The sequence below is a fragment of the Nostoc sp. genome (assembly GCF_054880495.1).
Genome location: NZ_JBTYKD010000331.1, coordinates 1 through 11017, shown reverse-complemented (window position 1 = coordinate 11017; position 11017 = coordinate 1). Strand labels below are relative to the sequence as shown.

Here is an 11017-nt window from a genome sequence, read left to right as displayed (position 1 = left end):
ATGCCAAAGTTCAATATGGGCATCCATTAGGGTAGGCTTTTCTGGACTCCACAGCAATTCGTTGCGGTAGTCGTCGATACCTGGATCGGAAAGGGAGATCCGACGGCCAATTTCTTTGTTAAACACTTCATAAGTATCGTTTGCCAGCACGGTATTGCCAATGCTCAGTTTTACCTTGATTTGGATACTTGGATACCATCAGGGGCATCACCTGCGATCGCAGCATAACAACCAACTTCCCACCGCTCGAAATCGGGACTCCACCGGATGTGATCGATGTAAGTTCTACCCACACGCTCAATCCAGACTGTTTGCCAAATACCACTCGTGCGAGGATACCAAATACTGTGCGGTTCCAATTGCCAATCCTGCTTTCCTCTAGGCTTGGCAAGGTCACAAGGATCATCCTGGGCCCCTAACTCCTAATTCATAACTCCTAACTAAATTGTCAACGTCCGCCAGGTTTGTTGACCAACTATTCCATCCACACCTAAATTCTGCTGATTTTGAAAGGCTTTGACAGCAGTCTCTGTCAGTGCGCCATAAATCCCATCCACTCTAACGGCATAACCGTTAGATACTAATAGCTGTTGTAAGACTCTGACAGCAACACCAGAGCTACCGAAGTAAAGAGTCGGCAGTTGGCTACTAAACTTCTGGAATCGTCCTGTAGCCTTTGCACTGATACCTTCAGACTGAGAATACTTCTTAGACTCACCTAAGTTAGAAGAAGCTAGTCCCGGATTCTTTTTGCTGATTTTCTTAAGTATATGTTCTTTCTCTAGTGCGATCGCTGAGAGAGAAGCCTGAGAAATCTTATCTGTCTGCATGAATTCAGGTGGTGTGACTTGAGCCGTTATCTTTAGCTGACTCTGTTTTGACTGGGTTACGTCATTTTCCATCTGAAATAATTGCTGCTGTGGCAAATTAGCCTCAGATGCTTGTCTTATTGTTAAGATGCTCGTCATCATCAGGCCAATTTCAGTCATTGTAGTTCATTTTACTTTAACCAATATTTCTTTTAACCTACAACATTGCTGCTGTTCGGGATAGTGCATCTTGACCAAATAAAAAAGTCAATCGCTGATTACGAAGAGTTGTAAATACTGAAAAAATTTTTACCTTTTCTCATCTCGCCATAAAGCAATACCGCCTAATAAACCAGTGATATTGGGGATGAGTTTGACATTTAATGGTAGCTGGAAATTCACTCTCACAGCTTCCCCACCGCCAATGTAAAGGTAATCATAATTAAACAGATGTTCCAAGGATGCAATCGCTTTTTCTAAACGCCTATTCCATCTTTTCTCACCAATTTTTTCTAACTCTGCACGTCCCAACTGCTGCTCGAAAGTCTGTCCTTTGCGAAACGGATGATGCCCCATTTCCATATTTGGCACCAGCTTACCATCCACAAATAAAGCCGAACCAAACCCCGTACCCAGAGTAATCACCAATTCTACACCTTTAAGAGCGATCGCCCCAAGTCCCTGCATATCTGCATCATTGATTACCCGTACAGGCTTGTTTAAGTGTTTTAATAATGCTGTTTCCAAATCAAATCCGATCCAATCTGAATGTAAGTTTACGGCTGTTTCCGTGACTCCATACTTTACCACACCGGGAAAACCGACCGAAACGCGATCAAATTCACCTTGAGCGGCTGCCAACACAACAATTGCATTAATTACAACCTCTGGTGTCGCAGGTTGGGGTGTATCTAAACGCGCTCTTTGCGTTACAGGATTCCCCGTAATATCCAAAACCATAGCCTTAACGCCACTACCGCCAATATCAACCGATAGGGTAAGAATCGATCCATTTTCTCCAACCATTGAGTTACATCCTTCTTAGTGCTTGCTTCCTGCTTGTTACTTCGTTATTATGCTCTGCTACATCTGATAATATGCAGAAATTTGGAGAGTCTTCACATTGAGGGCGAGTAGCGCAGGGATTGACACGTTTTACTCAAAGTTAAAAATACAATATTATTAGATGCGGGAGAGCATCCAGATTTGCTAATGTAGGAATAATGGAAATAGTGCTGACGTAGCTGCTTAAAATCTAGCGGGCAGCAAATTTCTATTAAAACTAATATAAGAGAAAAAATTATGACGGCCTTTGAACCCAAGAGCCTCCGCTCTTATAGCCAAGAAGATGTACACCAAATTTTGCACTTAGCGATCGCTCGTCAAGCTGATGATAAAGACACAGAATTTTCTTATGAGCAGATATTAGAAATTGGTGCTGAGTTAGAAATTTCACCTGAGTCTTTAAAATTAGCAGAACGTGATTGGTTAGTACAACAAGGCCAAGTGCAACAGCGAAAAGCTTTTGATGCCTACCGCATCAAAAAATTTCAGAAGCGTCTAGGCAATTATATAATTTTCAATGGATTTTTGATACTAGCCGATTTAATCACTGGCGGCGGAATTTCTTGGTCGCTGTACATTTTACTATTCTGCGGATTGCCTGTAGGGCTGGATGTCTGGAATACCTTTCAAACCAAAGGCGAAGAGTATGAAATGGCATTCCAGAAGTGGAGCCGTAACCATCAGATTAAGAAAACCATCAGCACAGTTTTGAATAAGTGGTTTAAGGCATTACAGGCTTAGTAGATTTGCTGGCGTAACCCTCACCCCTACTATTAGACAAGGAAGCTACGCCTAGCCTCTGGTAGAGAAGCTGTTCGTAGACATTGCTAATTCAAAGATAAAACCCCGTATGGTATATATAACGGCTGTGCGTCCCTACTTATAAGTAAGCTGTTATGTATACAACTTGCACAATCAGGGCGGGCAAGATGCCCACCCCACAACCATGTTGAAAAAATATTAGTGCAAATTAAAGGCGTAACAGCTTATTTCAGTTTTTCGTGAGCAGCTAAAATAATTTTTTCGGTTTCTTCCCAGCCAATACATTTATCAGTTACAGAAATACCATATTTTAATTCTTCTTGTTTACCAGTAATTGGTTGACTACCTTCATACAAATGCGATTCCAGCATCATCCCAACTATTGATGTGTTGCCATCCAGTATTTGCTGAACAATATTTTCTAAGACAGCACCTTGTAATTTGTAATCTTTATTGGTATTGCCGTGGCTACAGTCAATCACAATTCTCGGTGGTAAATTTGCCTGTTTTAATTTCTCTTCTACCAGTTTGACATTTGCTGGATCAAAGTTTGGCTGACTACCACCCCTTAAAATTACGTGACCGTAGGTATTACCTTTAGTTTGAAAGACGCTAACCTGTCCGTTTTGATTAATTCCTAGAAAATTATGGGGGTTTATAGCTGATTGTAGGGCATTCAAAGCTACTTGAATATTGCCATCAGTACCGTTTTTAAAACCCACAGGCATCGAAAGTCCACTTGCCATTTCGCGGTGAGTTTGTGATTCGGTCGTGCGTGCTCCAATAGCAGACCATGTAATCAGTTCACTAATGTATTGAGGGATGATTGGATCTAGTGCTTCTGTACCAGCAGGTAATCCCAATTCTGTAATTTTTAATAATAGATCCCGTGCAATTAGTAAACCATTCTCTACATGGAAAGAATCATCCATATCTGGATCGTTAATTAACCCTTTCCAGCCTACGGTTGTTCTTGGTTTTTCAAAGTATACTCGCATAATTAGTCGCAGGTTATCCTGGACTCGCTCGCCCAATATTTTCAACCTTTCAGAATATTCGAGTGCTGCTTTTGGGTCGTGGATTGAGCATGGCCCAACTACTATAAATTTTCGGCGATCCTGAAAATCCAGGATATCTTCTATTTCCTGCCGATATGCTAAAACTCTTTGTTCAGCTAATTGTGTTAAAGGTAATTTTGATTTGACTTCATTGGGAGTTAACAAAACGCGATCGTTCTCAATGTTAGCGTTGTCGATATTACTATTAAATAATTTGTTGTGCATGGGGATGCTCTGGCAATTTTATATCCGCACTTCAACTCAAGAGTGTAACACAAACCCATCAAATTTTAAAATAGCCTGAAATAGCCTGTTTTCTGCTTGACAAATTTCTCATTGGACTGTACCTGAGTAAGATAATAACTGAAAAAGGGAGAAAATATTCCCCCTTTTTCTTTGCTATTGGACTACTGACTGCGTGCTAGTATATATCATTACTGCCATACAAACACTTTGGCTTCGTATGGACCCAAGTCAATTATGATGCCATCATCACCAGCTTCTACATCATAATTGGCTGTCCACTCGTGCCATGTACCAGGGCTAGAAAAGTTAGGAACATGATAGCCAGCTAGGAAGTTTTCTGAGAAATTTGCGATTACGACTACACGAGAACCTTCATCATTCCAACGAGTATAAGCTAATACTTTCGCCTCTGGATTTTCGTGGATAAAATCAATATTTTCTGTGTAGAGGGCATGATTATTTTTACGCAGGTTGGTTAAGCCTTTGTATGAATCAAATAAACTACGATTTAGATCATTACCTAACAGCGTCCAATCAATTTTAGATGATTCAGGTTGTTTAGGTTTATATTCCCCAAATTCCTCTCCCATCCAAATCAAAGGTACGCCAACAGCAGTCATTAGGATGGCTACTCCTAATTTAGCCCGTCTAAAGGCTTCTTCGTTAAAAATCTCACGGTTTCCCAATTCAACCATGACATGGTTATGATCGTGGTTGGTGAGGTAATTTATTACATTTGTCGCACCCAAGAAACCTTGGCGCTTGCAGTCAATAACATCTTTTAGACGCTCTAAATCAAATGTATCGCCGCAGATATGTTCTAGAATACAGTGATAAAAACTGTCATGCCAGCAACCATCCATTGGCCCATCTAGATTGGTAATGCTGGTATTTTCAGGAATGTGTTCTGCAATGTTGTAAAAAGGCTTCATGCTAGCAGTTTTTTTGGCTTCTTGAACAATCCAGTGCATGAAATCGTAGTTAGCAATTTGCCTTGCTGCATCATAGCGAATACCATCAAGATGATATTCCTGAATCCAGAAACGGATTGTATCACCAATAAATTTCCGCGCTGGATGAATCTCTAATTTTTCGTCATAATGTTCATAATTAAACTCAGGGCCCCAGTTATTATCAGGGTCACGCGGAGCATGATGATACCAATAATCGTGGTCAATTTGTGTTAACGGAGCAGATGCTTCTGAGTGGTTATAAATCCCGTCAATGATTATACGAATGCCTCTGCCATGACACTCGTCAATCAATTTTTTTAACTCAGCAGTAGAACCATAACTAGATTCTGTTGCAAAAAAGTGACGGGGGTTATAACCCCAACTATAATCACCAGGATATTCTTTAAGTGGCATCAACTCAATAGCGTTGATTCCGAGTTCACACAAATAATCTAACTTTTCAATGACGTGTTTGTACTTGCCTCGTGCATAAGGATCATCTTCGCCACCAGAAAAGTCACCGACATGCAATTCATAAATTACCAATTCCCGGTCAGCAGGTAAAGGTTTATCATCATGTTGCCAAACATAGCTATCAGTAATCCTTTTGCCATCTTTGACCTGGATTACACCGTTATCTTTTCCACTTAGTTCATCAATATCAGTTGCATAAGGATCTGTGACATCAACCCATTGTTCTGGTTCAAAAAACCATGAATTAGTCTGAACGCGGAATTTATATTTATAAACACCGTCTTCTAGTTCAACACTTGTACGAAAATAACCATCATCACCTTTTTTCATTGGAATTTCTTGCCAATCAGAAAAAGAACCAATTAATGCGGCTCCTTTGTTGTAAGGTGCAAATAAATTAAATTCAATTGGCTTTGCCATAGAAGTGTTTCTAATATTAAGGGTTGATACTAATATTCTCCAATGCTAAATTGAATTCGCAAATCGCTCTAGAGAAAGAATTAGATAAGGAGTGCTTCTATCTTCAGGAAGAATTTATTAATTGTTTATAAAAATTAACTGGTTTCTTTTAATTTTTGGCTTTTTATAGCATTTATTAATTGACTAAAATACCGATTTACTGTAGTACCGATTTTGACTATAAAATTACTAATTTTAAAATGCTATTACATCTAACTGCAAAAATTCAGTAAATAAATCAATAGTTTTTTATTAAATAAAAATACAGCAGATATTCCGTAAAAATAGGATATTATTTGCTAAATATCTGCTGACAAGATTACTCAATTTTTTCGTTGGTTTGTTGCAGATAACTTAACAACCAATTCGCCGCCGTCGCTCTGCGAGTTTGGCGAGGCCCAAATTCACCAATTTTGTAACCTTTGAAACCGAGTTTTTCTTTTAGCATTTGTTTATTTTCTACAGGAATGGAACGAGTCAACTTGACTGTTGCGGGGCGAGATTCAATGAAATCTGGTGGTTGTGGGTACTCATTCTGCCATTCTGGTGCAACTTCGCTAGTGTCCCATTGTGCAATTGAGGAATCAAAGCGATAGCCTAAATAATGCCATAGCAATTCGTTAACTGTGGCATCATCCAGTTTCTCGTGAAGAATTGCCCAAATTGTTTCTATATTGAGTGGTGGCAGGTTAGACATAAACAATTCAAAAGTATTACGAATTACGCGAAGCGGTACTAGTATTAAACAAACTACTAAAGTAACTCTAAATAAGCAGATTCGCCAACTCAACAGGAAGATTATGAGAATAGGGGATCTGTTCAGAAATATAATCGGTGGCAATCAGAAAGGATGTGATCAAGAGTGGGATAATCGCGATCGCTAGTACAGAAATCACACTGAGGAAGACAAATACCGCCAGTACAGATATCGCAGCGATGACGAAAACCGTGATTAATTTTGCGAGTTAGAGTTAAAAACAGGTTGTGTATACACAAACTAGGTAGACTGGAAATGGTAAAGATTAGACCAGTTTATGCAGAATTCCACAGCACTGCCAAATATCATCCGCGCCCATGTATTCATTTCTGGCCGAGTCCAAGGAGTGGGATATCGCTACGCCACTGTGGATACAGCTAGACAGTTGGGATTAACCGGTTGGGTGCGGAATCTCGCCGATAGTCGGGTAGAAGCAGTCTTTGAAGGGGCGCGAGAGGTTGTAAATGAAATGGTTCGCTGGTGTCACTCCGGCCCCCCTGCTGCTGTGGTTAAAGATGTTGTGGTTGAGTATGAAGTACCGGAAGAGTTGCGGGGATTTGAAGTTAAGCGGGGTAAATAGTTTAGGAGTTAGGAGTTAGAAGTTATACCGTTTCTTTGTGAGGCTGCGCCAAACCCTTTTAACTTCTTTCTTTCTTTGTGACGGCAGTTGCTATAACGGGGGGAACCCCCGCAACGCCCTGCCTCTCCTTTGCGTCCTTCTCTACGAGACGTTGCGCGAATGCGGTTCGTTTTTCTTTCTTGTACTTAAATATGGTTTAGCGCATCTTCATACAGAATTGGTATTAGGAGTTAGGAGTTAGAATATCTTCCATTGTGTCTCCTGCTTGTTAGCTTATCAGATTACGCTGACCTGATTGCTGGTGAATGTTCGATCGCGACACCGAATGGTGAATTAAGATTCAATGCCACTGAACCACAGCCAGGAAAATTTACCTTTGAATCAGCAGATGCGATCGCTGATTTCTGCCAAAAGTATAATATGGAATTGCACGGGCATACCCTTTTCTGGCACATGGGAAAACCACACCTGTCAATAGGGTTTGAGACGCACTAACCCTGTGCCATGTATGAATTGTTTGTAAAGTTATTCAATTAAGTCTTTTTACGTAATATGATGTTGAATATTAGATTACTAATCAGTATTTGCATCAGTAATAACACCAAAGTAAGTTAACCAAAAAATGGAAAGCCTCTAAACAAGGGAGAAAATTGTGAGTAATCCTGTTTTTGCTGTCAGGATAATATCAAGCAACATCAGTTAACATTGCGACTGATAAAACTATTAGTTTGCTTCAGATATTGAACAACCTCAACAAAAAGGCATTAGCTGCTGACAATTAATGCAAATATTACCATCGGGAAGTAGACTACAGCACTACTGCCGGGAAAATAGTGAGAAAAATCTGCTGTAAGTAAATCATCTTTCTTTTTTCTTATAAAGGCAGTAATCCAGAACTAGCTGGCAAAATCGTCAATGAAGTTATCGACAATTAAGTGGGTGGAAAAGAGTAAACAGATTGTGGGTGCCGATGGCGCGTAGCATCATCGTAATTTATTCTTTAACCTTTGTTTACATAATCTTGCTTATTTATTTCCACCCACTTAATACTGTTAAATAGCCCATTCCAAGTTGTTTGGAGTAAAATCGAATGCAGCGAAGATGTGATCTCAACCGGAAACGTTCAAAACGACGCAAAATCCACTGCTTAATTGATGCTTCCTATTTAGATAGCGTTAGCCAAAAATATCTCTTATTTGCCGAACTCTCGGTTCAGCTCCAACAACGTGGAATTAGTCGCAAGACTGCTTTATTGTTGCTATCGAACAAGTCCACTGTCCCTCTGAAGGACGAGTGGTTAGAAGCTTTTTGGTGCAAAATATGTAATAAAACTCAATGGTATCATGTTCGCAAAACAGGAAAGCACACGTATGATCTTTCGATCGCACAGCAAGAACTGTGGCAACAGGTACAGGGTGTAGTGAATCCAGATGGTAATCAGTCAGTTAGTGAGTTTACCCGACGGCAGTCGCGGACATTGGGAAGTTCAGCAATAAAAGACTTTAATTTCATTAAATAGTAAACCACAACTGCTGAAAACTGCTTAGGCCAATCAGAAAAATACAAATGGCATATTCAAGGTATTGGGTTGGATTAATTGGCATATTGATGGGAATTGTGGCCGGCTTTCTCATTGGAGTTAACCCTCTCTATGTCGGTCTAATTCTATTCGTTCCTGCATTTATTATCTTCTTTTTCAAAAACTTTGAGCTGACTGTTATTGGGCTTTTAATACTACGAAGTACGCTTGATCCTTTTTCAGACCAAGGACTGACTGGTGCATTTGCGATTGGGATTTCAGCCTTGACGCTAATCTATGTGATTGTTCGCCTTTTATCCAAACAGACTGTACATATCGACAGTTTCTGGTGCTTTTTTGCAGGATGGTTAGTCATTCAAGGAATATGGGTTGTTCTGCTTCCTTTAGGTGGCTTAGGATTGGGTAGCGAATATTTCTCAGATGCGGCTCGTGAGTGGGTACGAGTTTTGTCTTGGTTGATGTCTTACCTATTGACACTTCAGTTGAAAGAACGGTTGCATCCGGAGCAAATCGTTAACTGTCTCTTTCTCGCGCTGGTTATCCCACTCTCAACAGCCTTTCTGCAACTTGTCGTTCCTGGTCAGTTTTTGCCATCGTTTCTTGCGGTTAATCCTAATCAGCATGATTTTCGCATTAATGGAACATTAGGTTTAGCAAACACATTTGTAACCTTTTTAATTTTTTTCATCGGCTTAGTTTACTGGAAACTTAGCATTGCCCAAAAACGCCTTCCTTGGTTTCTTTTGCTTGGTATACTCGTGTTTTATTTGGTAACTACTAAGGTATTAGTAGGTATTGGGATGCTGGTAGTTTTGATTGCTACACTGGTCATTCCTCGCCTAAATTTTGCCAAAACGTTTGGAGGAATTTTATTGCTTGCTGTCATGGTTGGGTTATTTGCGAGTACTGATTACGGCAGAGAACGCCTAACTTCTATTACACAAACTCCATTGCTCAATCCAGATATTGATGTATCGCGTGCCGTCTTGCTCGCTGCGTCCGATGACAATAGCTTTAATTGGAGAATTGCTCAATGGACTTCACTCGTCGGGCACTGGCAACATTTTCCCCTGCTTGGCTATGGACTCCAAACAACAAATTCTTTTGGACCTATGTTTGCTTGGGCACATAATGATTATGTTCGGGCACTAGTTGAGGAAGGAATTGTAGGTCTGGTTCTATTTCTTTTGTTTTTGGGTGTACAACTACTGCGACTGCTGCAAATTATTCGCTCTCCCTTGAGCGAACCTTCACAAAAACAGTTTTGTTCAGTTTTATTCGCTTTTCTTTTAGCAGCAATGGTTGGAATGTTGACCGAAAACGTCTGGAGTCATACAGCACTTTTCTTCTACTGGTTTTCAATGTTAGCGATCGCTTCTTGGAATTGGAGCAAGTTGCCACTTAGGTCAGATTCAAGCACAGTATTACGTTCACCGCACTTTCAGTAGAACAAACCCTACTTCTGGAATGACATATTCCTGCATTTGAGGGCGTACTACTGCTTCTATTTTTGCCAAACTTGTAATTTGCTCACCCAACTACTCTGTTGGTTACAAAGAGAAAACTCCTTTTGCAAAAACTGTCTGTACGTGTCGGCAAATTTTAAAAGTTGAACCAGCTTTATGGTTGTTTGTCGATTTTGAAGGTGTGGAACCGACAAATAATTCTGCCGAGAGAGGCATACGTCCTGCTGTTATATGCCGACGTACCAGTTTTGGCTCCCAAACAAAAGCAGGTAGTACTTTTGTGTCCCGGATGTTAACTGTTGTCACTTCCCTCAAGTTTCAACGTCGCAATGTATTGGAGTTTATGGCATCAGCTGTGGGTGCCCAACGTAATGGTACTGAAACTCCTTCTTTATTGCCTTCGTGTGAAAGCGGATAACGAGCAAGTCATAAATGCTGCATAGGGAGCAATTGCTCATACAAATAAAGCCCTTGGGTTCGCGCACAATCAAGGGTGTGCCTTACTGTGAGCAAGACCGCAAAGTATATTAACGATCGCTAATACCTTAAACAAACCAAATCAGAATATTTTGGCGAAAACTTTTTACACCTATACACCCCTGTACTATCTCGTAACATCAATCAAAAATTCAATCAGATTTCATTTTTTTAGGTTTGGATCTTTGTGCTTACTACTTCTTATAGTCAAATAGCTACAACGTTTATGTTGAGTGGTGCGCCGCAGGCATACCCCCTGAACGGTTACGGTGTTTTTGTGCAGTATTTTTGCTATTGCACGAGAATATTCTCTTACTTGTTGTTCTTCTTCGGGAGTCATGGATGCACCTGGTCTTGATGAGTTTATTATC

The 11017-nt window shown here is 40.3% G+C and carries 13 protein-coding genes and 1 pseudogene; 7 read left to right on the top strand and 7 right to left on the bottom strand.

From position 1 onward, the window contains the following. Positions 1–170: 170 nt before the first annotated feature. From ACYTXL_RS29015 to ACYTXL_RS29005, 3 genes are all read right to left on the bottom strand, one after another. Positions 171–359, bottom strand: a complete 189-nt coding sequence (locus ACYTXL_RS29015) for a hypothetical protein (protein ID WP_461927659.1) — start codon at positions 357–359, stop codon at positions 171–173. A gap of 81 nt (positions 360–440) precedes the next feature. After that, complete coding sequence (locus ACYTXL_RS29010; RefSeq protein WP_461927658.1) at positions 441–989, bottom strand: peptidoglycan-binding domain-containing protein; 549 nt, start codon at positions 987–989, stop codon at positions 441–443. Between the two features lie 129 nt (positions 990–1118). Further along, the gene (locus tag ACYTXL_RS29005; RefSeq protein WP_461927657.1) at positions 1119–1835 is read right to left on the bottom strand and encodes an ROK family protein; all 717 of its coding nucleotides are present in this window, start codon (positions 1833–1835) and stop codon (positions 1119–1121) included. Positions 1836–2111: 276 nt separating this feature from the next. Between ACYTXL_RS29005 and ACYTXL_RS29000 the strand changes: the two genes are divergently transcribed. Continuing rightward, positions 2112–2615, top strand: coding sequence for a 2TM domain-containing protein (locus ACYTXL_RS29000; RefSeq protein ID WP_461927656.1), 504 nt, complete (start codon positions 2112–2114; stop codon positions 2613–2615). Positions 2616–2860: 245 nt separating this feature from the next. Here the strand turns inward: ACYTXL_RS29000 and ACYTXL_RS28995 are convergent, their stop codons facing one another. From ACYTXL_RS28995 to ACYTXL_RS28985, 3 genes are all read right to left on the bottom strand, one after another. After that, the gene (locus ACYTXL_RS28995) at positions 2861–3919 is read right to left on the bottom strand and encodes a 3-deoxy-7-phosphoheptulonate synthase (RefSeq protein WP_461927655.1); all 1059 of its coding nucleotides are present in this window, start codon (positions 3917–3919) and stop codon (positions 2861–2863) included. A gap of 209 nt (positions 3920–4128) precedes the next feature. Further along, complete coding sequence (locus tag ACYTXL_RS28990; RefSeq protein WP_461927654.1) at positions 4129–5787, bottom strand: alpha-amylase family glycosyl hydrolase; 1659 nt, start codon at positions 5785–5787, stop codon at positions 4129–4131. A 358-nt stretch (positions 5788–6145) separates the two neighbouring features. Next, the gene (locus ACYTXL_RS28985) at positions 6146–6523 is read right to left on the bottom strand and encodes a DUF1823 family protein (protein ID WP_461927653.1); all 378 of its coding nucleotides are present in this window, start codon (positions 6521–6523) and stop codon (positions 6146–6148) included. Between the two features lie 137 nt (positions 6524–6660). Here ACYTXL_RS28985 and ACYTXL_RS28980 point away from each other — a divergent pair, with 137 nt between their 5' ends. From ACYTXL_RS28980 to ACYTXL_RS28955, 6 genes and pseudogenes are all read left to right on the top strand, one after another. Next, on the top strand, positions 6661–6795 hold the full coding sequence (locus ACYTXL_RS28980; RefSeq protein ID WP_461927652.1) for a hypothetical protein: 135 nt from the start codon (positions 6661–6663) through the stop codon (positions 6793–6795). A 65-nt stretch (positions 6796–6860) separates the two neighbouring features. Continuing rightward, the gene (locus tag ACYTXL_RS28975) at positions 6861–7163 is read left to right on the top strand and encodes an acylphosphatase (RefSeq protein WP_461927651.1); all 303 of its coding nucleotides are present in this window, start codon (positions 6861–6863) and stop codon (positions 7161–7163) included. Positions 7164–7415: 252 nt separating this feature from the next. After that, complete coding sequence (locus ACYTXL_RS28970; protein ID WP_461927650.1) at positions 7416–7658, top strand: endo-1,4-beta-xylanase; 243 nt, start codon at positions 7416–7418, stop codon at positions 7656–7658. Positions 7659–8253: 595 nt separating this feature from the next. After that, a complete protein-coding gene (locus ACYTXL_RS28965) occupies positions 8254–8682 on the top strand; it encodes a hypothetical protein (RefSeq protein WP_461927649.1) in 429 nt (142 codons plus the stop codon). 47 nt (positions 8683–8729) lie between these two features. Then, on the top strand, positions 8730–10151 hold the full coding sequence (locus ACYTXL_RS28960) for an O-antigen ligase family protein (protein ID WP_461927648.1): 1422 nt from the start codon (positions 8730–8732) through the stop codon (positions 10149–10151). Positions 10152–10212: 61 nt separating this feature from the next. Beyond that, positions 10213–10587, top strand: a pseudogene (locus ACYTXL_RS28955) (IS66 family transposase); the annotation flags it as partial. A 222-nt stretch (positions 10588–10809) separates the two neighbouring features. Here ACYTXL_RS28955 and ACYTXL_RS28950 read toward each other — a convergent pair. Continuing rightward, a partial coding sequence (locus ACYTXL_RS28950) for a hypothetical protein (protein ID WP_461927660.1) occupies positions 10810–11017 on the bottom strand: 208 nt, incomplete at its 5' end.